This is a genomic window from Ramlibacter sp. (assembly GCF_035554825.1).
Lineage (GTDB): Bacteria > Pseudomonadota > Gammaproteobacteria > Burkholderiales > Burkholderiaceae_C > Ramlibacter.
In genome coordinates this window covers 53,873-75,409 of record NZ_DATMHS010000130.1, presented here as the reverse complement: position 1 = coordinate 75,409, position 21,537 = coordinate 53,873, and the positions used below count along the sequence as shown (strand labels likewise).

Sequence of the window (21,537 nt, the reverse complement as noted above, 5' to 3'; positions counted from 1 at the left end):
CCCGGCCATCAGCCGAGCGGTTGCCACTCATTCGCATAAAGTCATGCATTTTTTGCATCATTCTCCGGCTGTGGTAGCCGATGGTCACTGACAGAATTGGCTCCCCCAGCCGCCGGCGCCGCGCGAGACACCGCCCTCGCGCCCGACCCGTTGCCGACCCCGCGACCGATCCGAACGGCTGAGCAAAGCCCGATTTCACAAAGGCGAGCGCTCAGCGCTGCTCCTCCTTTCTGAAATCGTTTTTTCACTTCCAGGAGCTTTGATGAACTCTCCCTTGATGCAGGGGTTGAACCTGAACACCCCAGCGTACGTCAAGAACGCCCGCCTGATCGCCTGGGTCGCCGACATGGCCGCCCTGTGCGAGCCCGACACCATCTACTGGTGCGACGGCTCGCAGGAAGAATACAACCGGCTGTGCGGCCAGCTGGTGGCCGCCGGCACCATGCGCCAGCTCAATCCGGCCAAGCGGCCCAACTCCTACATCGCCTGGTCGGATCCGAGCGACGTGGCGCGCGTGGAGGACCGCACCTTCATCTGCTCGCAGCACAAGGAAGACGCCGGCCCCACCAACAACTGGGTCGCGCCGGACGAGATGCGGGCCACGCTGCAGCCGCTGTTTCGCGGCTGCATGCGCGGCCGCACGATGTACGTGGTGCCGTTCTCGATGGGGCCGCTCGGCTCGCCGATCGCCCACATCGGCGTCGAACTCTCCGACAGCCCCTATGTCGCGGTCAGCATGAAGATCATGACCCGCATGGGCAAGGCCGTGTATGACGTGCTCGGCGTCGAAGGCGACTTCGTGCCGTGCGTGCACACCGTGGGCGCGCCGCTGGAGCCGGGCCAGCAGGACGTCGCCTGGCCCTGCAACAAGACCAAGTACATCGTCCACTATCCCGAAACCCGCGAGATCTGGTCGTACGGCTCCGGCTACGGCGGCAATGCGCTGCTGGGCAAGAAGTGCTTCGCGCTGCGCATCGCCTCCACCATGGGCCGCGACCAGGGCTGGCTCGCCGAGCACATGCTGGTCCTCGGGGTGACCAGCCCGCAGGGCAGGAAGTACCACGTGGCCGCGGCCTTTCCCTCGGCCTGCGGCAAGACCAACTTCGCCATGCTGGTGCCGCCGCCCGGTTTCGACGGCTGGCAGGTCACGACCATCGGCGATGACATTGCCTGGATCAAGCCGCACGCCGACGGCAGGCTGTATGCGATCAACCCGGAAGCCGGCTACTTCGGCGTCGCGCCCGGCACCAACATGGAGACCAACCCCAGCTGCATGAAGATGCTGGAGCACGACGTGATCTTCACCAACGTGGCGCTGACCGACGACGGCGACGTATGGTGGGAAGGCATGGGGCCGGCGCCGGCGCACGCGCTGGACTGGCAGCGCAAGGAGTGGACGCCGCAGATCGCCCGGGACACCGGCGCCAAGGCCGCGCACCCGAATGCGCGCTTCACCGTGGCGTCCACCAACAACCCTGTGCTCGACCCCCAATGGGACGACCCGGGCGGGGTGCCGATCGACGCGTTCGTGTTCGGCGGCCGCCGTTCGACGACGGTGCCGCTGGTGACCGAGGCGCGCAGCTGGACCGAAGGGGTGTACATGGCCGCGACCATGGGTTCGGAGACGACCGCGGCCGCCACCGGCCAGCAGGGCGTGGTGCGGCGCGACCCGTTCGCCATGCTGCCCTTCATCGGCTACAACATGTCGGATTATTTCCAGCACTGGCTGGACCTGGGTCGCGCGTTGGCCGCCACCGGCAGCACCCTGCCGAAGATCTACACCACCAACTGGTTCCGCAAGGGCGAGGACGGCAAGTTCGTGTGGCCGGGCTACGGCGAGAACATGCGCGTGCTCAAGTGGATCATCGACCGCATCGAAGGCAAGGGCCAGGGCCGCGAGCACGTGTTCGGCGTCAGCCCGGCCTACCAGGACCTGAACTGGGACGGCCTCGACTTCACACCCGAGCAGTTCGACACCGTCACCAGCATCGACCGCGCCGCCTGGCAGCAGGAGCTGCAGCTGCACACCGAGCTGTTCCGGCAACTCCACCACCACCTGCCGGCGGAACTCACGGCTGCCAAGGCCGAGATCGAGCGGCGCCTCGCTGGCTGACGCGCCGGCCGGCCCCGGCCGCACCACGGGAAGGGCCGGACGGCCAGCGCCGGGCTTGTCGCCTGTCACCGGCCCAAAGCAAACAGCCACCCGCAGGTGGCTGTTCTTGTTGGTGGCGGTCCGCTCAGGCGCCGCTGCGCTGCTGGGCCAGGACCTGCGCCCGTCGTTGTCCGGCGGCCCGGCGCCGCTCGGCGCGCTGCAGGGCGATGCGATAGGACCAGGCGTCCAGGGTCGCCACCAGCCGCGCCGGCAGCCGGCGCACCACGGGGCTCAACCAGCTGGTGTGGGTCACCATGGCCGTTCCCTCGGCGTCAGAAGTACGCGCGGTCGCCCCGGCCCATCGCGCAGGTCAGGTCGGCCATCACTCGGCTGTCGGTCTGGGCCAGCTGCCACAGGGCGCGGTCCTCGGCGGCCTGGCGGCGGGTGGCATTCCAGCGCTTGAGGCCGGCGCCCAGGGCGACGGCAGCGCGCTTGGCCGGCGCCGCCAGCAGCGCCATGCCGGCGAAGGCGACCGCCCACATCGCGATCCAGGCGGCCAGCAGGTGGCCCTCGCTCCAGGTGTCGATCACCTGGTTGGCGACCACCAGCAGCGCGGCGACCATCGCCGTGAGCAGCAAGGTGGCGCTGCTGCGGGTGGCGTCGTGGAACACCTGGCGCAGGTTGCGGCCGGCGCGTTCCATGCGGATCACGCCGGGGTGCTGGGTGGGGTGCTGGACGTGGGCAAATGCAGTCATGGTTTTCTTCCCTCTTGAAGGCTTGCGGCGAGATGCCGACTACCGATGTCGGAATATTAGGGTTTTCACTAGTATTTTCATACTTTAGATTCATGATGACAATCATTCATGACATTGATGAAAAGTCCGAACTTCCGCACGCTCGACCTCAACTTGCTGCGGGTCTTCGACCAGGTCATGGCCGAGCGCAACCTGACGCGCGCGGCCAGCAGCCTGGCGATGACGCAGCCGGCCGTGAGCAATGCGCTCAACCGCCTGCGTGATGCGCTGGGCGACAAGCTGCTGGTGCGCAGCGGCTATGGCGTGGAACCGACGCCCAAGGCCCTGGCGGTGTGGCCCGCGATCGCCGACGCGTTGCGCCAGATCGAGAGTTCGCTCTCGCCGGGCGACTTCGTGCCGGCGCACGCCAACACCACCTTCGTGCTGGCAATGGCCGACGCCACCGCCGCCGAGCTGATGCCGGGCCTGGTCGAGATCATCGACCGCGAGGCCCCCGGCGTTTCGATGCGCGTGCTGCCGCTGTCGACCCGCGACCCGCGCCGGCTGCTCGACGACGGCGAGATGGATCTGGCCGTGGGCTTCTTTCCGGCGGTGCTGGCGGAACTGACCGGCCACGAGCAGGCGGGCCGCCTGCCGGCCTTCGACCACCAGCGGCTGTTCGGCGGCGAGTATGTGTGCGTGATGCGCAAGGGCCACCCGCTGGCGCGCAGCCCACTCACCATCAAGCGCTATTGCGAGGCGCGCCACCTGCGGGTGAGTTTCACCGGCCGCCCGTTCGGCTTCGTCGACGAGGCGCTCGCCTCGCTCGGCCGGCAGCGGCGCGTGGTGCTGACCGTCAACCAGTTCTTCACCGCCGGCCGGGTGGTCGCGACCTCCGACCTGGTGACGGTGCTGCCGCGCCACTTCGTCGATGTGACCGGCATGGAACACGAGTTCACGCTGCGCGAGCTGCCGTTCGACCTGCCGCCGGTGCTGGTGCATTCGCTGTGGCATCGCCGGCAGAGCCAGCGCAGCGACCACGCGTGGCTGCGCACGGCCGTCGCCGAGTCGGCGCGCAAGGCGTTCGCCCACCGCGACTGAGCGGCGCCGGCGTCGCCCCGCTGGCGGGCGGCCCCGGCACAATCGGCCCGGTGAAAATCCAGCTGTTGTCGGACCTGCACCTCGAAGTCCATCCCCATTTCGAGCCCGCCCCGGCACCGGAGGCCGACCTGCTGGTGCTGGCCGGCGACATCGGCTCGTACCAGAACGGCAGCCGGCTCACCGGCGACGACTTCGGCCTCGAACGCTTCTCGCCCAGGGCCGGCTGGCCGGTGCCGGTGCTCTATGTGCCCGGCAATCACGAGTACGACAACCTCGACTTCGAGGCGACCCACCGGCGGCTGCGCGAAACCTGCGAGCGGCTGGGCATCACCTGGCTGGAGCGCGAAGTGCTCACCATCGGCGGCGTGCGCTTCGTCGGCACGACCTTGTGGGCCGACTTCGACGCGCTGGTGACGCCGGCCGACCGCGCCGCCGGGCTCACCCAGGTGCTCAAGCGGCGCGAGAAGGCGTTCCGGGCGGCCAATTTCTACCTGCAAAAGACCGGCGCCACCCGCGATGGCCTGCCGTGGCTGGCGGCGGGCTGGCGCGAACAGGGGCTGCTGTGCATCGATTGGCTGCGGGCGGCGCTCGCCGTCCCGTTCGACGGCCCCACGGTGGTGGTCACCCACTTCGCACCGAGCCTGCGCAGCGCCGACCCGCGCTATGGGCTGGTGCCCGGCACGGCCGCCTTCTGCAATTCGCTCGACGAGTTGCTGCCGCGCGCGCAGCTGTGGCTGCACGGCCACCTGCACCGGCAGCAGGACTACCTGGCGGAAGGCTGCCGGGTGGTGGCCAACACGCTGGGCTATGCGGCCAAGGGCGAGCAGGAGGGCTTTCGCGAGCAGCTGGTGCTCACCGTGCCCGGCGGCTGAGACGCGGACTTGTCCGACCCGCGCCGCCGTCGGCGCATGCTAGCGTGCACGGGACAACCAGGAGCCACCCCCATGAAGATCCTGCTCGCCGTCGACGGCAGCGACTACACGCGCAAGATGCTCGAATACGTGAGCCGGCAGCCGCTCTTCGACGAGCGCCATGACTACACCGTGTTCAATGCCCAGGCACCGCTGCCGGCGCACGCCGCATCGGCGGTCGGCGCCGGCGCGACCCACCAGTACCACCAGGAGGAAGCGCAGAAAGTGCTCGGCCCCGCGCTGGAGCGGCTGCACGGGCGCGGCTTCCAGGCCACCAGCGCGTGGAAGACCGGCCCGGCCGGCGAGACCGTCGCCAAGTTCGCCGAGGACGGCGGCTACGACCTCGTGGTCATGGGCACGCACGGCTATGGCGCGCTGGGGCGCCTGGTCATGGGCTCCGTCACCACGCAGGTGCTGGCCCGTTGCGCGATACCGGTGTTGCTGGTGCGTTAGCGCTGCCGGTGGCCGCACGGCTGAGCTTTACCTGAACGCTACACCTCACCAGGGTTCTTTACACGTGCGACGTGCTGCAGCGCGCGGCCTGTGAAACACTGGATCCTCACGCGAAGGAGGCCGCCATGGGAACGCCGCTCTGGACACCGACGCTCGCCTGGCTGGCGGCCGCCATGGGAGCGCTGATGCTGGCCGTCGTGACGCCGAGCGAAACCAATCTGATGGGGCGTCTGCCCTCGCCGGCCGCGCAGCGGCTCGGCCAGCCGGCCGGCCCGCACACCGACCGGGTGCTGGCCCTGGTGGGGTTCGATCGCAGCCACCGCGGCGAAATCAACAGCTGGATCCGCGGACTGCGGCTCGATCAGGACGATGCGATCAACTGGGTCAAGATGCCGGTGCTCAACGACCCCGGCACCGAGGACGAGCGCCGCGCGGTCGAAGGCCGCATCCGCGCCAGCCACCGCGGCACGCCGCAAGGCTCGCGGGTGGTGCCGGTGTTCATCGATCGCGACCAGTTCATCCGCGCGGCCGGCCTTTCCGGCATGGCCCACGCTTCGGTGCTGGTGATCGATCGCGACGGGCAGGTGCTGGCACGCGCCGAAGGACAGTACGACCCCGACCGGGCGTCGGCGCTGCGCGAAACGCTGCGGCTGCCGCCCGCCCCCGGCCCGCTGGCGTCGTCCTTCCCGCCCGGCAAGTAGCCGTCGCCGTCCCACGCGCTGCCCTTCCCCGGCCGCACGGGGGGCGGCCCCGCTGCCGCGAGGGGCCGGCGCCCGGACCATAATGCATGAAATTTCATGCATTGCCCCGCTCCATGACCCGGCCCAGCCAAGCCCAGCCGCCGAGCTTCTCGGCCCGCGAATTCCGCGCCGCCCTGGGGATGTTCGCGACCGGCGTGACGATCGTCACCGCCCGCACGCCCGAGGGACTGCCCATCGGCCTCACCGCGAACTCGTTCAACTCGGTCTCGCTCGAGCCGCCGCTGGTGCTGTGGAGCCTGTCGCAGGCAGCCGCCTCGCTGCCGGCCCTGCGCGCCGGATCCCACTACGTGATCAACGTGCTGGCGGCCGACCAGAAGCTGCTGGCCGAGCGCTTCGCGCTCAAGGGCGCCGACCGCTGGACCGGCGTGCAGTACACCGAGAGCCCGTCGGGGGCGCCCCTGCTCGCCGGCGCGGCGGCGACCTTCGAGTGCTTCAACCGCAGCCGCTACGACGAGGGCGACCACGTGATCTTCGTCGGCGAGGTCGAGCGCTGCAGCTGGCGGCCGGGCGCCTCGCCGCTGCTGTTCCACGGCGGCCGCTTCTACACCGAGCACCCGCTGTGAAGCCGCACGGGCCCGAGCCGCGCTTCGTGCACGATTACCTGGGCTATCTGCTGGACCAGGCCAACCACGCATTGCACAAGGACTTCGATGCCCACGTGCGGGCGGCCGGTCTCAGCCCGATCGAATGGCGGGTGCTGGCGACGCTGCACGACGGCCAGCCGCTCGCCGTGAGCCGGCTCGCCCACGAGGTGCTGGCCAAGCAGCCGACGGTGACCAAGCTGGCGCAGCGCATGGAGGTTCAGGGCTGGGTGACGCTGCAGGCCGACCGTGCCGACCAGCGCCGCACGCTGGTGCAGGCGACCGCCGCGGGCAAACGCCTGGTGCGGCCGCTCGTCGAGCGCGCGCGGGCCCATGAGGCGGACATGTTGCGCACGCTCGGCGCCGCCGAACAGGCCGCGCTCAAGCGGTTGCTGGTCAGGCTGGCGCGGCCTTCGGACGAGCGATGACGGTGCTGGCGCCCGGCCTGCTGCTCCTGGCGCTGCTCGCCGGCGGCGGCGCGATCGCCCAGGAGCGGCGCAACTGGTTCGACGACCCCTTCTGGCAAGCGTCCGCCGACGTGCCGGACTGTCCGACGCCGGCCGGTCCCCTGCTGACGCAGGAGGAGCAGCGCCGCGAGGCCCATGACCGCATCGAGCGCGGCACGAGTTGCTGGCTGGCCGGCCGCTGTGCCGACAGCAACATCTATCGCGGCGACCGCGCCCTCGGCGAGCGGGTCCGCGCCGCGCTCGACGGCTCGGCGCGGCTCACCGGCAGCAGCGTCTGGGTCACGGTGCAACGCCAGTGGGTCTTCCTGCAAGGTTGCGTCGCCTCGCCGCAGCAGGCGTTGGCGATCGAAGCGGACGTCAAGGCGATCGACGGCGTGCAGGCCGTGGTGACGACGCTCGACGTCGGTCCCGGCCGGCCGCCGACCTACCGGCGGCTCGAACGCTAGCCGGGCCGGCGCCCGCGCCCCGCCCGGCTACGATCGCACCGATGAGAGCCCGCCAACAGCATCTGGACACCCTGGCCGTCTCGCTGCTGCTGGCCTGCTGCCTGTTCTGGGGCGGCCAGCAGGTGCTGATCAAGGCGACGGCCGAAGTCCCGCCCTTGTGGCAGGCGGCCTTGCGCTTTGCCGGCGCGACGCTGCTGTTGTGGCTGTGGTGCGGGGCGCGCGGCGTCCCGCTGTTCGCGCGCGACGGCACCTTGCGCGCCGGCCTGCTGGCGGGCGTGCTGTTCGCCAGCGAATTCAGCTGCATCTATCTCGGGCTGCGCGACACGACGGCGTCGCGCCTGACGGTGTTTCTCTACACCTCGCCGTTCGTGGTCGCGGTGCTGCTGCCCCGATTCGTGCCGGCCGAACAGTTGCGCCCCATCCAGTGGCTCGGACTGCTGATCGCTTTCGCGGCCGTCGCCCTCGCCTTCGGCGAGGGCCTGTCGGGCACGATGACGACGCGCCAGTGGCGCGGCGACGCGCTGGCGCTGGCGGCCGGGGTCCTGTGGGGCCTCACGACGCTGGTGATCCGCGCCACCGCGCTGGCGACGGCGAGCGCCGAGAAGACGCTGTTCTACCAGGTGGCCGTCACGGCGCTGGTGTCGCCGCTGCTGTCGCTTTCGCTGGGCGAGCCGTGGTCGCTGCAGTATTCCGCCTTCGGCTGGGTGTCGCTGGCGCTGCAGACGGCGGTCGGCGCCTTCGCCAGCTATCTCACCTGGATGTGGCTGTTGCGGCATTACCCGGCCACCAAGATGTCCTCGTTCACCTTCCTCACGCCGGTGTTCGCGCTGGTGTTCGGCGTGGCGCTGCTGCACGAGCCCCTGACGCCGCAGCTGGTGCTGGCCCTGGCCGGCGTCGGCGCCGGCCTGTGGCTGGTGAACCGGCGAACGTAGCCGCGCGCGGCCGCTAGCGACGCGGCGGCGGCGGGGCGCCCGCGCCGTCAAGGCTTGCTGCCGGCCGCGCCCGACGGCTCGCGAAAGCGACATACCAGTCCAGCGCTGCCGGATTCGCCATGGCATCGCGGTTCACCACTTTCTCGATCGGCTGGCCGAGCAGCAGCTTCTTGATCGGCAGTTCCTGCTTCTTGCCCGACAGCGTGCGCGGCACCTCCGGCACGGCGATGATCTCGTTCGGCACGAAGCGCGGCGAGAGCGCGGTCCTGATCGCGTCGTTGATGCGCCCGCGCAGCGCGGCATCGAGCTGCACGTCCGGGCGCAGGACGACGAACAGCGGCATGTAGCTGTCGCGCCCCAGGTATTCCAGGTCGACCACCAGCGAGTCCAGCACCTCGGGCAGCGCTTCCACCGCGCTGTACAGCTCGCTGGTGCCCATGCGCAGGCCGTAGCGGTTGATGGTGGCGTCGCTGCGCCCGTAGATGATGCAGCTGCCCGAGCGCGTGATCTTCAGCCAGTCGCCATGCCGCCACACGCCGGGGTACATGTCGAAGTAGCTGGCGAGATAGCGCTCCTGATCGCGGTCGCCCCAGAAATACAGCGGCATCGACGGAATCGGCCGGCTGCACACCAGCTCGCCCACCTCGTCGGTCACCGGGCGGCCGGCCTCGTCCCACGCTTCGACCGCGCACCCCAGGAGGCGGCATTGCATTTCGCCGGGGACCACCGGCAGTTCGCGGTTGCCGCCGATGAACGCGCCGGCGAAATCGGTTCCGCCCGAGATGTTGGCCCACCAGATGTCCCTGGTCCCGATCCGCTCGAACTGGCTGCTGCCCCAGCGCTGCGCCTCTTCCGACAGCGGCGAGCCGGTGACGCCCAGTGCCCGCACCGAGCGCAGGTCGCCGCATTCGCGCAGGTCCACGCCGGCCTTGAGGCAGTTGGCGTAGAACGCCGCGCCGGCGCCGAAGAACGTCACGCGCAGGTCGGACGCGAAGCGCCACAGCGTGGTCCAGTCCGGATGCGCCGGACTGCCGTCGTAGAGGCAGCAGGTGGTGCCGTCCAGGAGGCCGCTGACCTGGCAGTTCCACATCACCCAGCCGGTGGAGCTGTACCAGTGAAAGCGTTCGCCGAAGTTGTTGGGGTCGTAGCTGCAGCCGATGTCGTTGTGCAGCCGCTTGAGCGCGAGCCCGACCAGCACCGTGCCGCCGTGGCCGTGCACGATCGGCTTGGGCAGGCCCGTCGTCCCGCTCGAATAGACGATCCACAGCGGATGGTCGAATGGCAGCCACATCGGCTCGAACGCCGCCGTGCCGGCGTCGTCGCGCGCGATGGCGGCGCCAAAATCGGTCCAGGGCTGCAGCGCCTGCAGCTGCGGCGCCGGCAGCCCCAGCTCGCGATGCAGGATCAGGTGTTCGACGGTCGGCAGCGCGGCGCGCAGTTGCGCCACCACGGCGCTGCGGTCGATGTCGCGGCCGCCGTAGGTCACGCCGTCGCAGGCGATCAGCACCTTCGGCTCGATCTGGCGGAAGCGATCCAGCACCGCGTTGGTCCCCATGTCTGGCGCGCAGATGCTCCAGATCCCGCCGATGCTCACCACCGCGAGGAAGGCAACCATCGCCTCGGGAATGTTCGGCAGGTAGGCCGCGACGCGGTCGCCGGGACGCACCCCCTGGGCCTGCAGCTGCAAGGCCAGCGCGGCCACCTGACGCCGCAGCTCGCGCCAGCCGAGCTCGCGGTGCTGGCCGCGCTCGTTGCGGCTGACGATCGCCGGCAGGCCGGCAGCGTGGGCCGGTTCCGCGTGGCGCAAGGCCTGGCGCGCGTAGTTGAACTGGGCGCCCTCGAACCATCGCGCGCCCGGCATCTTCGGCTCGGCCAGGACGGCGCGCCACGGCGTGGGCGACTGCAGGTCGAAGTACGCCCACACGCTTTCCCAGTAGCCGGCGAGGTCGCTGACCGACCACCGCCACAGATCCTCGTAGCTGTCGAACGCGAGGCCGCGGGTCTCGCGCAGCCAATCCTGGTAGCGGCGGATCTGGGGAACGAAAGGGGCGCTCATGCAGCGAGCTTAGCGGCGGGCGCCGCGAGCGTCACCGCCTCTTGTGCCGCATCCGGGTTCCCCCTAGCATCGGACGGGCCAACAACAAGGAGAGCGGGAAATGTTCGAGTGGACGGAAAAATCTTCGGCCGTTCTGCACCAGGGCGGCGTGATCGCGCCCGACGAGCGGCTGCCATGGCCGCAGACGGCGGCCATGGGCGTGCAGCACGTGATCGCCATGTTCGGCGCCACGGTGCTGGCGCCGATCCTCATGGGCTTCGACCCCAACATCGCCATCCTCATGAGCGGGATCGGCACGCTCATCTTCTTCGTGATCACGGGCGGCAAGGTGCCCAGCTACCTGGGGTCGAGCTTCGCCTTCATCGGCGTCGTCATCGCGGCCACGGCGTACGCCGGCAAGGGGCCGAACGGCACTATCGCGGTGGCGCTGGGCGGCATCATCGCCTGCGGCGTCGTCTACGCCGTCATCGGCGCGATCGTGCAGGCGTCGGGCACCGGCTGGATCGAGCGACTGATGCCGCCGGTGGTGACCGGCGCCGTGGTGGCCGTGATCGGCCTGAACCTGGCGGGGATCCCGATCAAGAACATGGCGGCCAGCAATTTCGATTCCTGGATGCAGGCCGTGACCTTCCTGTGCGTCGGCCTGGTGGCGGTGTTCACGCGCGGCATGGTGCAGCGCTTGCTGATCCTGGTCGGGCTGGTGGTCGCGACCGTCGTCTATGCCCTGCTGGCCAACGGGCTGGGGCTGGGCAAGCCGATCGACCTGTCGGGCATCGCCGCCGCCGCCTGGATCGGCCTGCCGCGCTTCACCGCCCCGGTGTTCGACACCGGCGCCATGACGCTGATCGTGCCGGTGGCCATCATCCTGGTGGCGGAGAACCTGGGCCACCTGAAGGCGGTCACGGCGATGACCGGCCGCAACCTCGACCGCTACATCGGCCGGGCATTCATCGGCGACGGCGTGGCCACCGTGATCAGCGGCGCCGCCGGCGGCACCGGCGTGACCACCTATGCCGAGAACATCGGCGTGATGGCCGCCACCAAGATCTATTCGACGGCGGTGTTCGTGTGCGCCGCGGCAATCGCGGTCGTGCTGGGCTTCTCGCCCAAGTTCGGCGCCGTCATCCAGGCGATTCCGCTGCCGGTGATGGGCGGCGTCTCGATCGTCGTGTTCGGGCTGATCGCCATTGCCGGCGCCAAGATCTGGGTCGACAACCGGGTGGACTTCTCGCAGAACCGCAACCTGATCGTCGCGGCGATCACGCTGGTGCTGGGCACCGGCGACTTCACCCTGAAGTTCGGCGGTTTCGCACTGGGCGGCATCGGCACCGCGACCTTCGGCGCGATCCTGCTGTACGCGCTGCTGAACCGGCAGGCCCCGGTGGCGGCCTCCGAGGTGCAGCGGGCGGCCTGAGCCGGCGCCGCCGGTTTCACACCGCTCGGGGCAACGGGCGCGGGCCGCGCCCTCGGCTGTGCCCAGGGGAAGCGAACGGCTGGCCCGGGGCTCACCCGGGCAGGCCTCACTCGTGCTGCGAGCGCCGCAGCTTTTCGCTCTTCCAGTACACGTCGTCGCCGCCGTGCATGCGATTGAGCACGCGGGCGAGCACGAACATCAGGTCGCTCAGCCGGTTCAGGTAATGCCGGGGCGTGTCGCGCAGCGCCTCGGTCGCGCCCAGCGCCACCACCGCGCGTTCGGCCCGGCGCGCCACGGTGCGGCAGATGTGGGCCTGCGAGGCGGCACGGTTGCCGCCCGGCAGGATGAACTCCTGCAGCCGCGGCAGCGGTTCGTTGTGCGCCGCCAGCGCTTCGTCCAGCGCCAGTACCGCCTGCGCCTGCAGCAGCTCGAAGCCCGGAATCGACAGTTCGCCGCCGAGGTTGAACAACTGGTGCTGGATCTCGACCAGCAGCGGGCGCAGGTCGGGCGGCAATTCTTCGCACAGCAGCAGGCCGATATGCGAATTGAGCTCGTCGACCTCCCCCATCGCGTGCACGCGCAGGCTGTGCTTCGGCACCCGGGTGTTGTCGCCCAGTCCGGTGGTGCCGTCGTCCCCGGTTCGGGTGGCGATTTGTGTCAGGCGCTTGCCCATGCCGATCCTTTCTGCCGCGAAACGTCGATTGTGCGTCAGCCATCCAACCGAATGCATCAAAGGAAACGGGAGGCAATACTGCTCGCGTTGTCGTCAAAGCTCCGTTGGAATGTGCGGTCCTCCACTTCCAACGGACCGATGGTCGCGAAAAAGTACCGCCTTCCCGATTTCGAATCGTGCAGCGTCGCGCTGTTCGCCTCGCTCGTTTTCATGGGCCCCCTGCCGGCTCGTTCTCAACCCCCGCAGCCGGCCCGGCCGGCCGTGACCTCCCCGCACCGCGCCAGTCCCGCGGCGCCGGCAGCCATTCCGCACAATCGCTGGAGCATGGCGGAGGTGCAGGATGCCTTCCGGCGCGCCGACAGCGACGGCGACGGCGAGCTCAGCCCGCAGGAAGCCGCCGTCTGGCCCGGACTGGCGCGCGTCTTCGATCGCTACGACAACAACAAGGATGGCTCGATCTCCAGCGCCGAATTCGACGAAGCGCTGAAGTGAACGCCGCGCCGGGTCCTGCCGGATCCGGCGCGCTGCCGCGGGCCGTCACGGGGCCGCCTCCGGGACGGGCAATAGTCACGCCGGGGCGCCCGCGCGCAGACGGCCGGCGGCGCGGACCGGGGCGCGCCGGGGCGCAGCCCTTACACTGGACGGCTCCCCTGGAGATGCCATGAACGCCCCCACCGCCACTTCCCACCTCATCCCCGAGATCCGGCAGCGCAACGTGCCGGCCGCCCTCGTCGACGCGCTGAAATCGCGCTTCGGCGCGCAGTGTTCCACGGCGCTCGCCGTGCGCGAGCAGCATGGCCGCGACGAGTCTTCCTTCGAGGCGCCGCCGCCGGCCGCCGTGGTGTTCGCGGAAAGCACCCAGGACGTCGCCGACGCGGTGAAGCTGGCGAGCCAGTACGAAGTGCCGGTGATCCCGTTCGGCGTCGGCTCCTCGCTGGAAGGCCACCTGCTCGCGGTGCAGGGCGGCATCAGCCTCGATCTCGGCCGCATGAACAAGGTGCTGTCGGTCAATCCGGAAGACCTCACCGTCACCGTGCAGCCGGGCGTCACGCGCAAGCAGGTGAACGAGGAGATCAAGAGCACGGGCCTGTTCTTCCCGATCGACCCCGGCGCCGACGCGACCATCGGCGGCATGAGCGCCACGCGCGCCAGCGGCACCAATGCCGTGCGCTACGGCACGATGCGCGACAACGTGTTGAACCTCGAAGTGGTGACGGCCAGCGGCGAAGTGATCCGCACCGGCACCCGGGCCAAGAAGTCGAGCGCCGGCTACGACCTGACGCGCCTGTTCATCGGCAGCGAAGGAACGCTCGGCGTCATCACCGAGATCACCCTCAGGCTGTATCCGCTGCCCGAAGCGATCTCCGCGGCGATCTGCTCGTTCCCGAGCATCGAGGCCGCCGTGCGCACGACGATCCAGATCATCCAGCTGGGCGTGCCGATCGCGCGCGTCGAGCTGATCGACGTGAACGGCGTGCGCATGGTCAACGCGCACAGCAAGCTCGGCCTGCGCGAAGAGCCGATGCTGCTGATGGAATTCCACGGCTCGCCCGCCGGCGTCAAGGAGCAGGCGGAGATCGTGCAGGAGATCGCCGCCGACCACGGCGGCAATGCCTTCGAGTGGGCGACGACGCCCGAGGAGCGCACCCGGCTGTGGACCGCCCGCCACAACGCGTACTTCGCGGCCATCCAGTCGCGCCCGGGCTGCCGCGCGATTTCCACCGATACCTGCGTGCCGATCTCGCGCCTGGCCGACTGCCTGCTGGATTCGGTGCGCGAGGCCGACGCGAGCGGGATTCCGTACTTCCTGGTCGGCCACGTCGGCGACGGCAACTTCCACTTCGGCTACCTGCTCGATCCGACCAAGCCGCAGGAGCGCGAGGTCGCCGAGCAGCTGAACGTCCAGCTGGTGTCGCGCGCGCTGAGCCTGGGCGGCACCTGCACCGGCGAGCACGGCGTGGGGCTGCACAAGATGGACTTCCTGGTGACCGAGGCCGGCGCCGGCGCGGTGGAGCTGATGCGCACCATCAAGCGCGCGCTCGACCCCAAGAACATCATGAACCCGGGGAAGATCTTCTCGCTCTGATCCGTCAGGCGGCGCTGGCCGGCGGGCGCGCGGCCATCCGCGCGCACAGGTCGAAGGCGGCCTGCAGCCCGCCGATCTTCGCCACGCCGCGGCCGGCGATGTCGAACGCGCTGCCGCTGGCGCAGGTGGCCACCGGCACCGGCAGGCCCCCGTGCAGCGTGACGCCTTCGTCGAATCCCATCAGCTTCATCGCGATCTGGCCCTGGTCGTGGTACATCGACACCACGGCGTCGAAGTCGCCGCGCCGCGCCGCCAGGAAGATCGTGTCGGGCGAGTACGGCCCGCGCACGTCCAGGCCGCGGCCGCGCAGTTCCTGCACCGCCGGCTCGATGATCTCGATCTCCTCGCTGCCGATCGAGCCACCGTCGCCGGCGTGCGGATTCAAGCCGCTGACCGCGATGCGGGGCACGGCGATGCCGGACTGCCGCAGCGCGCCGTCGATGATCGCGACGGCGTTGCCGACGCTCTCGCGCGTGACCAGCCGCGCCACCTCGCGCAGCGGCACGTGCGAGCTCACGCGCGAGGTCCACAGCCCCTTGGTGATGTTGAACTCGCAGACGAAGCCGCGCACGCCGAAGCGCTCCTGCAGGTAGCGCAGTTCGTCCTCGTGCGTCATGCCGCCCAGGCGCAGCGCGTGCTTGTTCAGCGGCGCGAAGACGATCGCGTCGGCGAGCCCGTGTTGCACCGCGCGCGTGGCCTCGTCCAGCGCCTGCAGCGCGGCGCGGCCGGAGGCGGCGCGGCATTCGCCGAGCGCCGGCGGATCGCCGCGCAGCACGTCCTGCGCGAGCAGCGTCACCCGGCCGGGCTCGAAGCGCACATCCTCGAGCCGGTCGACCCGCAGCGCCTCGAGTGGCGCGCCGGCGATCTGCTGTCCGGACGCGAGCGCCGCCGGATCGGCGATCAGCAGGATCTCGGCCGCCGCCCGATTGGCCTCGCGCGCCAGCAGCTTCACCATCACTTCCGGGCCGATGCCGCTGGGGTCGCCGAGCAGCGCGGCGATGCGCGCCCGTTTGGTGCCGTGGTTCATGCGGTCCTTCATTCGGCCTTGATGTTGGCGTCGCGCACCAGCTTGCCGTAGCGCTCGTATTCGGCCCGGTTCATCGCGGCGAACTGGTCGAGCGACAGCGCGTTGATCTCGCCGCCCAGGCCCTTGATGCGGCCCTGCACGTCGGCCAGCTTCAGGACCCGCGCCAGCTCGGCGCTCAGCCGCTCCACGGCCGGGCGCGGCGTCCCGGCGGTCACGTACAGCCCATACCAGGTCTGCACGTCGGCGCCGGCGATGCCCTGCTCGGCGAGCGTCGGGACGTCGGGCAGCTCGGGCGAGCGCCGCTCGGCGGCGATCGCCAGCGGCCGGAACTTGCCGGCCTTGATCTGCGACATCGCCGACGAGGTGCTGTCGAACATCATGTCGACCTGGCCCGCGATGATGTCGATGTGCGCCTGCGAGCTGCCCTTGTACGGGATGTGGATGCTCCTGGCGCCGGTCGCGAGATTGAACGCTTCGCCGGCCACGTGCTGGGTGCTGCCCACGCCCGAGGACGCGTATTTGAAGTCGCCGGGCCGGGCCAGCATGGCCGCCAGCAGTTCCTTCACGCTGCGGTACGGGGCCGTGGCCGGCACCACGAGCACGTTGGGCATCACGGCCACCAGCCCGATCGGCTGCAGGTCCTTCAGCGGGTCGTACTTGAGCTTGAGCAGGTGCGGCGCCACGGCCTGGCCGGTGTTGGTCGCCAGCAGCAAGGTCGTGCCGTCGGCGGCTGCATGGGCGGTCATGTCGGCGGCAATGGTGTTGGAGGCGCCGGGGCGGTTTTCCACCACCACCGTCTGCCTGAGGGCCGGACCGAACTTGTCGGCCAGCAGGCGCGCCAGGATGTCGGTGCCGCCGCCCGGCGAGGCGCCGACCATGATGCGCAGCGACTTGTCGGGCCAGCCTTGGGCCAGCGCCGGAAACGCGAGGCCGAGCGCCGCGCCGGCGGCGCCGGCGAGCAGCGCCCTTCGCGGGAGCGGAAAAGTCGTTTTCACTTTGTGTCTCCATCTCGCGCGGGACGGCCGCGCCACGGCAGGGTAAGGGTCTTTGCCATCCATCGCCAATCGAAATGCGCGAACAATCCATATACGAATGAACATGTGTTGGTCCGAGCCCAGATGAGCTTCACGGCGCGCGATGCCCCCTTGTTCCTGCGCCTGCGCACGCGCCAGTTGATGCTGCTCGCCGAGCTGGGCGCCGAACCCAGCCTGGGCCGGGCCGCGGCCGCCATGAACATCAGCCAGCCGGCCGCCACCAAGCTGCTGCTGCAGGCCGAAGATGCGTTGGGCGTGCGGCTCTTCACCCGCCGCCCGCGCGGCATGGAGCCGACCGCCCACGGCGAGGTGCTGATCCGCTATGCGCGGCAAATGCGCAATGACTTCGGCCTGGCGCGGCAGGAGCTGCAGGCGCTCGCCACCGGCCTGCACGGCACCTTGCGCGTCGGCAGCGTCCCGGGGGCGGTGCCGGAACTGGTGGCGCCGGCGCTGGCCGCCTACCAGCGGCGGCACCCGCGGGTGGCGGTGTCGGTGGTGGTCGACACCAGCGACGTGATGCTGGCGCAGCTCACGCGCGGCGAGGTGGACCTGATGCTGGGGCGGCTCACCGCCGGCAGCCACGACGACGAATTCGAGGGCGAGCCGCTGCTGGGCGAGGCGCAGGTGGCCGTCGTGCGGGCGGGCCATCCGCTGCTGCGGCAGCAGGCTATCAGCCTGGAACAGCTGGCGCAGTGGCCCTGGATCCTGCAGCCGCCGGGTTCGCCGCAGCGCCACCGCTTCGAAGCCGCGCTGCACGAGGCGGGCATCCACGTGCGGCTGCAGATCACCGAGACGGCGTCGACCATCCTGACCACCGCGCTGCTGGAGCGCTCGGACATGGCGGCGGTGATGCCGGCCTCGCTGGCCAACCATTACGCGCGGCTCGGCGTGCTGGCGGTGCTCCCGGTGGCGCTGCCGCTGCGGGTGCCCTCGATCCACCTGATCACGCGGCGGCAGCGCGCGCTGTCGCCGGCGGCGGCGGATTTCAGGCGCGAGGTGAGCGAGCTCGCGCGGCGCGGGCCGGCCCCGGCCCGAACACCTCCCGCGGCCGGCGACGCGCTGTATGCGGAGCCTGGCTAGCCGCGCAGCTTGTCGATCAGCCCGTTCAACTCATCGAGCGAGCCGAACTGGATCGCCAGCTCGCCCATGTCCTCGATCTGGCCGTTGCGCTTGACGCGCTTCTTCACCCGCACCTCGACCTCGGCCGTCAGCAGGTCCGACAGCTCCTCTTCGACGCGGCGCAGATCGCGCGACTTCTCCTTCTTGGGTTTGGGCGATACCAGGTTGAACTCGGCGCCGATCTTCTTGACCAGGCTCTCGGCCTGCCGCACGTTCAGCTTCCTGGCCGTGATCTGGTTGGCGGCCGTGATCTGCGCCGCGCGTTCCAGCGCCAGCAGCGCCCGCGCGTGGCCCATGTCGAGGTCGCCCGCCATCAACATGGTCTGCACCGGCTCCGCCAGGTTGAGCAGGCGCAACAGGTTGCTGGCGGCGCTGCGCGAGCGGCCGACGGCCTGCGCCGCCTGTTCGTGAGTAAGCCCGAACTCCTTGACCAGGCGTTGCAGGCCGTGGGCCTCCTCCAGCGGATTGAGGTCTTCGCGCTGGATGTTCTCGATCAGCGACATCGCCGCGGCCGCTTCGTTCGGCACGTCGCGCACCAGCACTGGCACGCTGTCCAGCCCGGCCAGCCGGGCCGCGCGGAAGCGGCGCTCGCCGGCGATGATCTCGTACACGGGGCGCTCGCCGCCGCCGGCCGAAGCCGGGGCCGAACCCTGCGCTTCCAGTTCGGCCCGGCGCAGCCTGGACTGTTCGTCGCTCAGCCGGCGAACCAGGATCGGCTGCATGATCCCCTGCGCCTTGATGCTCTCGGCCAGCTCGTACAGCGCGCCTTCGTCCATGCGGGTGCGCGGCTGGTATACGCCGGGGACCATGTCGGCCAGCAGCAAGGAGGCCGGCTGCCCCGGGTTGGTGCCGCCGCTGTCGCTGCCCGCCTCCGACGCGGTGGGGCCGAGCAGGGCTTCGAGTCCGCGGCCGAGGCCCTTGGGTTTCCTGGTCACCATGCGCGCTCCTGCTGTGGTTGGGGCGTGCAGCTGGCGGCCGGTCGTCGGTGGTGGTGGTGGCTGTTCATCTTCAGTCTTTCATGAGGTCCTGCAGCAGCACATGCCCTTCGGGCCAGCTCGCAAGATGCGAATCCGCATTGAGGTGCTGGCTGGCGGGCTGGTGCACCAGTTGCGCGCCCCAGGCGCTGGCCAGCAGGCGGGCCCGCTCGAATCCGCAGCACGGATCGTCCGCGCTCGCGACCAGCACGCTGGTGAAAGCCAGCGTCTCCAGGACGATCGGCGCCCAGCTCGGCAGGCGCCCCCGGAACTCGTCGCGCTCGACGTCGAGCGGGGCGACCAGCAGGGCGGCCTTCACCCGCGAGCGGTGGCGCGAGGTGGCCGACCAGGCCGCCGCCAGGATGCAACCCAGGCCATGGGCCACCAGCACGGCGGGCTCGTCGGCGTCGAGCACCATGTCTTCCAGCCGGGCCAGCCAGTCGCCGCGCAGCGGCCGCTCCCAGTCGTGCTGTTCGACCAGGCGGTACCCGTGGCGCTCCACCCAGCGGGCCTGCCAGTGCGGCGCGGCGCTGCCATGCCAGCCGGGGAGGACGAGGACGTTGGATGGTTTCACGTGGAACGCAAGTTCGGGCCGGCCGGTCACATCGTCTTGATGCGCTCGACCATCTCGGAGGCAAAGTCCACATACGCGGTGCTGCCGCGCGCGGCCGCATCGAATACGACCCCGGGCAGTCCATAGCTCGGCGCCTCGGCCAGCCGCACGTTGCGCGGGATCACGGTGTCGAACACCTTGTCCTTGAAGTGCTCCTTCAGCTGCTCGCTCACCTGCTGCTGCAGCGTGATGCGGGGATCGAACATCACCCGCAGCAAGCCGATGATCTTGAGATCGCGGTTCAGGTTGGCGTGCACCTGCTTGATGGTGTTGACCAGATCCGTGAGGCCTTCGAGCGCGAAGTATTCGCACTGCATCGGCACGATGACGCCATGCGCCGCGCACAGGCCGTTGAGCGTCAACATCGACAGCGAGGGCGGGCAATCGATCAGCATGAAGTCGTAGTCGGCGTCGACCATGGCCAGCGCCTGCTTCAGGCGCTGCTCGCGCCGCTCGATGTCGACGAGTTCGACTTCCGCCCCCGCCAGTTCGCGGTTGGCGCCCAGCACGTCGAAGCCGCACTTGTCGCTGCGCACCCTCGCCTCGGCCACCGACGCGGATTCCAGCAGCACGTCGTAGACGGTGAGCTTGAGCTGGCGCTTGTCGACCCCGGAGCCCATGGTCGCGTTGCCCTGCGGATCGAGGTCGATCATCAGCACCCGCTGGCCGACTTTCGCCAGCCCCGCCGCCAGGTTGACGGTGGTCGTCGTCTTGCCGACTCCACCTTTCTGGTTCGCCACACAGAAGATTTTTGCCATGGTCAGCGGGAGATCGCCAGTTTGATGCCGAAGCCGAGGAGGCACAGCCCGGCGACCTTCTCCAGCACGCGTCCGACGATCGGGTTGGCGCGCAGGCGGGCCGCGAGGAAGTGCGTGAGCAGCACGACCGTGAGGCCGTACAGGAAGGTGAGCGTGGCGATGGTCAGCGCCATGGCGCCGAAGGTCAGCGCCCCCTGGTGACGCGCCGGGTCGACGAACAGCGGGAAGAAGGCCATGTAGAACACGATGGCCTTGGGATTGAGCAGGGTGATCAGCGCCGCCTGCTTGAAATAGTGGCGCGGTTCGATGTGCAGGATCGGCTTGGCGCCGGGCTTGGCCAGCAGCATTTTCGCGCCCAGCCAGGCCAGGTAGCCGGCGCCCAGCCACTGGACGGCGTGGAAGGCGGCCGGATAGGCCAGCAGCAGGGCCGCCAGGCCGGCCACCGCGGCCCACATCAGGACCTGATCGCCGGCAATGACGCCCAGGGTGGCGCCCAGTCCGCCGGCGATCCCACCCTTGCTGGTGGACGTGATCAGCGCCAGGTTGCCGGGGCCGGGGATCGCCAGAAAGATGATGACCGCGGCCACGAAGGCGCCGTAGTCTGCTACGCCGAACACTGCACAACCCCCGGAGTGAATGGCCGAGTTTACGTTACGGCGCGCCGCCGCAGCCACACGATGCAGCGTTCGGCGTCGAGCCCGGGTACCGCCAGCTGTTCCACGTGAAACAATTCAACCGCCGGCGGCAGCTGGGCGATCTCCTGGTCCGGACGCTTGCCCTTCATCGCCAGCCAGACGCCGTCAGCCGCCAGCGCCGCCGCCGACCAGCCGACGAAATCCGCCAGCGACGCGAAGGCCCGCGAGGTCACGACGTCATAGGGACCGGCGAGCCGCTCGACCCGGTCATGCAGCCCCCGCAGGTTCGGCAGTTGCAGCGTCGCGGCAACCTGCTGGATGAATGCCGCCTTCTTGGCCACCGTGTCGACGCAGTCGACCCGCAGCTCGGGCCGACAAATGGCAAGGACGACACCCGGCAGTCCGGCGCCCGAGCCGACATCGAGCACACGCAGCGCCCTGCCCTGCGTCCGGCGCAGCAGCGGCGGCACCACCGCCAAGCTGTCGAGCAGATGCTGCGTCAGCATCTCGGCCGGCGCGCGCACCGCGGTCAGGTTGTAGACCCGGCCCCACTTCTGGATCAGCTCGAGATAGTCGAGCAGCTGCTCGACCTGCCGGTCGTCGAGCCCGATGGCGAGCGCGTCGGCGCCGGCACGCAGCGCCCGATCGAGCCCCGGCCGGTCCATGGCGG

Annotated in this window: 24 protein-coding genes; 13 read left to right on the top strand and 11 right to left on the bottom strand. The window is 70.0% G+C overall.

Features of this window, described 5'->3' with window-relative positions; translation table 11 throughout:
- Positions 1-262: 262 nt before the first annotated feature.
- On the top strand, positions 263-2,113 hold the full coding sequence (locus VNT59_RS16105) for a phosphoenolpyruvate carboxykinase (GTP) (RefSeq protein WP_325499900.1): 1,851 nt from the start codon (positions 263-265) through the stop codon (positions 2,111-2,113).
- Positions 2,114-2,237: 124 nt separating this feature from the next.
- Here the strand turns inward: VNT59_RS16105 and VNT59_RS16100 are convergent, their stop codons facing one another.
- Together VNT59_RS16100 and VNT59_RS16095 are read right to left on the bottom strand one after the other, a co-directional pair.
- Positions 2,238-2,408 (bottom strand): hypothetical protein, encoded by a 171-nt coding sequence (locus VNT59_RS16100; protein WP_325499898.1) that lies wholly within the window; start codon positions 2,406-2,408, stop codon positions 2,238-2,240.
- A 16-nt stretch (positions 2,409-2,424) separates the two neighbouring features.
- Entirely contained in the window at positions 2,425-2,847 is a 423-nt protein-coding gene (locus tag VNT59_RS16095; RefSeq protein ID WP_325499896.1) for a hypothetical protein, read from the bottom strand.
- A 117-nt stretch (positions 2,848-2,964) separates the two neighbouring features.
- Between VNT59_RS16095 and VNT59_RS16090 the strand changes: the two genes are divergently transcribed.
- The 8 genes from VNT59_RS16090 to VNT59_RS16055 all read left to right on the top strand — a co-directional run bounded on the left by VNT59_RS16090 (position 2,965) and on the right by VNT59_RS16055 (position 8,478).
- Entirely contained in the window at positions 2,965-3,927 is a 963-nt protein-coding gene (locus tag VNT59_RS16090; RefSeq protein WP_325499934.1) for a LysR family transcriptional regulator, read from the top strand.
- Positions 3,928-3,977: 50 nt separating this feature from the next.
- Entirely contained in the window at positions 3,978-4,799 is an 822-nt protein-coding gene (locus VNT59_RS16085; protein WP_325499894.1) for a metallophosphoesterase, read from the top strand.
- A 72-nt stretch (positions 4,800-4,871) separates the two neighbouring features.
- Complete coding sequence (locus VNT59_RS16080) at positions 4,872-5,291, top strand: universal stress protein (protein ID WP_325499892.1); 420 nt, start codon at positions 4,872-4,874, stop codon at positions 5,289-5,291.
- A gap of 125 nt (positions 5,292-5,416) precedes the next feature.
- Complete coding sequence (locus VNT59_RS16075; RefSeq protein WP_325499890.1) at positions 5,417-5,992, top strand: hypothetical protein; 576 nt, start codon at positions 5,417-5,419, stop codon at positions 5,990-5,992.
- Positions 5,993-6,105: 113 nt separating this feature from the next.
- Positions 6,106-6,615 carry a flavin reductase family protein gene (locus VNT59_RS16070; RefSeq protein WP_325499888.1) on the top strand — a complete coding sequence of 170 codons (510 nt, stop codon included), beginning with the start codon at positions 6,106-6,108 and terminating at the stop codon, positions 6,613-6,615.
- On the top strand, positions 6,612-7,061 hold the full coding sequence (locus VNT59_RS16065; RefSeq protein WP_325499886.1) for a MarR family winged helix-turn-helix transcriptional regulator: 450 nt from the start codon (positions 6,612-6,614) through the stop codon (positions 7,059-7,061). Before VNT59_RS16070 ends, VNT59_RS16065 begins: the two co-directional genes overlap by 4 nt.
- Complete coding sequence (locus tag VNT59_RS16060) at positions 7,058-7,546, top strand: BON domain-containing protein (protein WP_325499884.1); 489 nt, start codon at positions 7,058-7,060, stop codon at positions 7,544-7,546. Before VNT59_RS16065 ends, VNT59_RS16060 begins: the two co-directional genes overlap by 4 nt.
- A 41-nt stretch (positions 7,547-7,587) precedes the next feature.
- Entirely contained in the window at positions 7,588-8,478 is an 891-nt protein-coding gene (locus VNT59_RS16055) for a DMT family transporter (protein ID WP_325499882.1), read from the top strand.
- 13 nt (positions 8,479-8,491) lie between these two features.
- Here the strand turns inward: VNT59_RS16055 and VNT59_RS16050 are convergent, their stop codons facing one another.
- On the bottom strand, positions 8,492-10,534 hold the full coding sequence (locus tag VNT59_RS16050; RefSeq protein WP_325499880.1) for an acetoacetate--CoA ligase: 2,043 nt from the start codon (positions 10,532-10,534) through the stop codon (positions 8,492-8,494).
- Between the two features lie 100 nt (positions 10,535-10,634).
- On the opposite strand from VNT59_RS16050, the gene VNT59_RS16045 reads away from it, so the two are divergent.
- A complete protein-coding gene (locus VNT59_RS16045; protein ID WP_325499878.1) occupies positions 10,635-11,948 on the top strand; it encodes a solute carrier family 23 protein in 1,314 nt (437 codons plus the stop codon).
- A 106-nt stretch (positions 11,949-12,054) separates the two neighbouring features.
- On the opposite strand, the gene VNT59_RS16040 is transcribed toward VNT59_RS16045, so the two are convergent.
- Positions 12,055-12,621 carry a cob(I)yrinic acid a,c-diamide adenosyltransferase gene (locus VNT59_RS16040; RefSeq protein ID WP_325499876.1) on the bottom strand — a complete coding sequence of 189 codons (567 nt, stop codon included), beginning with the start codon at positions 12,619-12,621 and terminating at the stop codon, positions 12,055-12,057.
- A 138-nt stretch (positions 12,622-12,759) separates the two neighbouring features.
- Between VNT59_RS16040 and VNT59_RS16035 the strand changes: the two genes are divergently transcribed.
- Complete coding sequence (locus VNT59_RS16035; protein WP_325499874.1) at positions 12,760-13,113, top strand: EF-hand domain-containing protein; 354 nt, start codon at positions 12,760-12,762, stop codon at positions 13,111-13,113.
- Positions 13,114-13,282: 169 nt separating this feature from the next.
- Positions 13,283-14,707, top strand: coding sequence for an FAD-binding oxidoreductase (locus VNT59_RS16030; protein WP_325499872.1), 1,425 nt, complete (start codon positions 13,283-13,285; stop codon positions 14,705-14,707).
- Between the two features lie 4 nt (positions 14,708-14,711).
- Here VNT59_RS16030 and VNT59_RS16025 read toward each other — a convergent pair whose 3' ends face one another.
- Together VNT59_RS16025 and VNT59_RS16020 are read right to left on the bottom strand one after the other, a co-directional pair.
- Positions 14,712-15,734, bottom strand: a complete 1,023-nt coding sequence (locus VNT59_RS16025; RefSeq protein WP_325499870.1) for a 4-hydroxythreonine-4-phosphate dehydrogenase PdxA — start codon at positions 15,732-15,734, stop codon at positions 14,712-14,714.
- An 8-nt stretch (positions 15,735-15,742) separates the two neighbouring features.
- On the bottom strand, positions 15,743-16,729 hold the full coding sequence (locus VNT59_RS16020; RefSeq protein WP_325499868.1) for a tripartite tricarboxylate transporter substrate binding protein: 987 nt from the start codon (positions 16,727-16,729) through the stop codon (positions 15,743-15,745).
- Positions 16,730-16,837: 108 nt separating this feature from the next.
- Here VNT59_RS16020 and VNT59_RS16015 point away from each other — a divergent pair, with 108 nt between their 5' ends.
- Positions 16,838-17,848 (top strand): LysR family transcriptional regulator, encoded by a 1,011-nt coding sequence (locus tag VNT59_RS16015; RefSeq protein ID WP_325499866.1) that lies wholly within the window; start codon positions 16,838-16,840, stop codon positions 17,846-17,848.
- Here the strand turns inward: VNT59_RS16015 and VNT59_RS16010 are convergent.
- From VNT59_RS16010 to rsmG, 5 genes are all read right to left on the bottom strand, one after another.
- A complete protein-coding gene (locus tag VNT59_RS16010; protein WP_325499864.1) occupies positions 17,845-18,825 on the bottom strand; it encodes a ParB/RepB/Spo0J family partition protein in 981 nt (326 codons plus the stop codon). The two genes, VNT59_RS16015 and VNT59_RS16010, sit on opposite strands and share 4 nt — an antisense overlap.
- A 70-nt stretch (positions 18,826-18,895) precedes the next feature.
- Positions 18,896-19,435 carry an RBBP9/YdeN family alpha/beta hydrolase gene (locus VNT59_RS16005; protein ID WP_325499862.1) on the bottom strand — a complete coding sequence of 180 codons (540 nt, stop codon included), beginning with the start codon at positions 19,433-19,435 and terminating at the stop codon, positions 18,896-18,898.
- A gap of 26 nt (positions 19,436-19,461) precedes the next feature.
- Entirely contained in the window at positions 19,462-20,232 is a 771-nt protein-coding gene (locus VNT59_RS16000; RefSeq protein WP_325499859.1) for an AAA family ATPase, read from the bottom strand.
- A gap of 2 nt (positions 20,233-20,234) precedes the next feature.
- Positions 20,235-20,849 carry a LysE family transporter gene (locus VNT59_RS15995; RefSeq protein ID WP_325499856.1) on the bottom strand — a complete coding sequence of 205 codons (615 nt, stop codon included), beginning with the start codon at positions 20,847-20,849 and terminating at the stop codon, positions 20,235-20,237.
- Positions 20,850-20,878: 29 nt separating this feature from the next.
- Positions 20,879-21,532, bottom strand: a complete 654-nt coding sequence (rsmG, locus tag VNT59_RS15990; protein ID WP_325499853.1) for a 16S rRNA (guanine(527)-N(7))-methyltransferase RsmG — start codon at positions 21,530-21,532, stop codon at positions 20,879-20,881.
- Positions 21,533-21,537: the final 5 nt, after the last annotated feature.

Excerpts from the sequence above, each read along its gene's own strand:
- VNT59_RS16000 (WP_325499859.1), bottom strand. The coding sequence starts at position 20,232 with ATGGCAAAAATCTTCTGTGTGGCGAACCAGAAAGGTGGAGTCGGCAAG.
- VNT59_RS16025 (WP_325499870.1), bottom strand. The coding sequence starts at position 15,734 with ATGAACCACGGCACCAAACGGGCGCGCATCGCCGCGCTGCTCGGCGAC.
- rsmG (WP_325499853.1), bottom strand. The coding sequence starts at position 21,532 with ATGGACCGGCCGGGGCTCGATCGGGCGCTGCGTGCCGGCGCCGACGCG.
- VNT59_RS16035 (WP_325499874.1), top strand. The coding sequence starts at position 12,760 with ATGGTCGCGAAAAAGTACCGCCTTCCCGATTTCGAATCGTGCAGCGTC.
- VNT59_RS16040 (WP_325499876.1), bottom strand. The coding sequence starts at position 12,621 with ATGGGCAAGCGCCTGACACAAATCGCCACCCGAACCGGGGACGACGGC.
- VNT59_RS16090 (WP_325499934.1), top strand. The coding sequence starts at position 2,965 with ATGAAAAGTCCGAACTTCCGCACGCTCGACCTCAACTTGCTGCGGGTC.
- VNT59_RS16095 (WP_325499896.1), bottom strand. The coding sequence starts at position 2,847 with ATGACTGCATTTGCCCACGTCCAGCACCCCACCCAGCACCCCGGCGTG.
- VNT59_RS16105 (WP_325499900.1), top strand. The coding sequence starts at position 263 with ATGAACTCTCCCTTGATGCAGGGGTTGAACCTGAACACCCCAGCGTAC.
- VNT59_RS16045 (WP_325499878.1), top strand. The coding sequence starts at position 10,635 with ATGTTCGAGTGGACGGAAAAATCTTCGGCCGTTCTGCACCAGGGCGGC.
- VNT59_RS16010 (WP_325499864.1), bottom strand. The coding sequence starts at position 18,825 with ATGGTGACCAGGAAACCCAAGGGCCTCGGCCGCGGACTCGAAGCCCTG.
- VNT59_RS16030 (WP_325499872.1), top strand. The coding sequence starts at position 13,283 with ATGAACGCCCCCACCGCCACTTCCCACCTCATCCCCGAGATCCGGCAG.
- VNT59_RS16070 (WP_325499888.1), top strand. The coding sequence starts at position 6,106 with ATGACCCGGCCCAGCCAAGCCCAGCCGCCGAGCTTCTCGGCCCGCGAA.
- VNT59_RS16075 (WP_325499890.1), top strand. The coding sequence starts at position 5,417 with ATGGGAACGCCGCTCTGGACACCGACGCTCGCCTGGCTGGCGGCCGCC.
- VNT59_RS16055 (WP_325499882.1), top strand. The coding sequence starts at position 7,588 with ATGAGAGCCCGCCAACAGCATCTGGACACCCTGGCCGTCTCGCTGCTG.
- VNT59_RS16100 (WP_325499898.1), bottom strand. The coding sequence starts at position 2,408 with ATGGTGACCCACACCAGCTGGTTGAGCCCCGTGGTGCGCCGGCTGCCG.
- VNT59_RS16050 (WP_325499880.1), bottom strand. The coding sequence starts at position 10,534 with ATGAGCGCCCCTTTCGTTCCCCAGATCCGCCGCTACCAGGATTGGCTG.
- VNT59_RS16060 (WP_325499884.1), top strand. The coding sequence starts at position 7,058 with ATGACGGTGCTGGCGCCCGGCCTGCTGCTCCTGGCGCTGCTCGCCGGC.
- VNT59_RS16080 (WP_325499892.1), top strand. The coding sequence starts at position 4,872 with ATGAAGATCCTGCTCGCCGTCGACGGCAGCGACTACACGCGCAAGATG.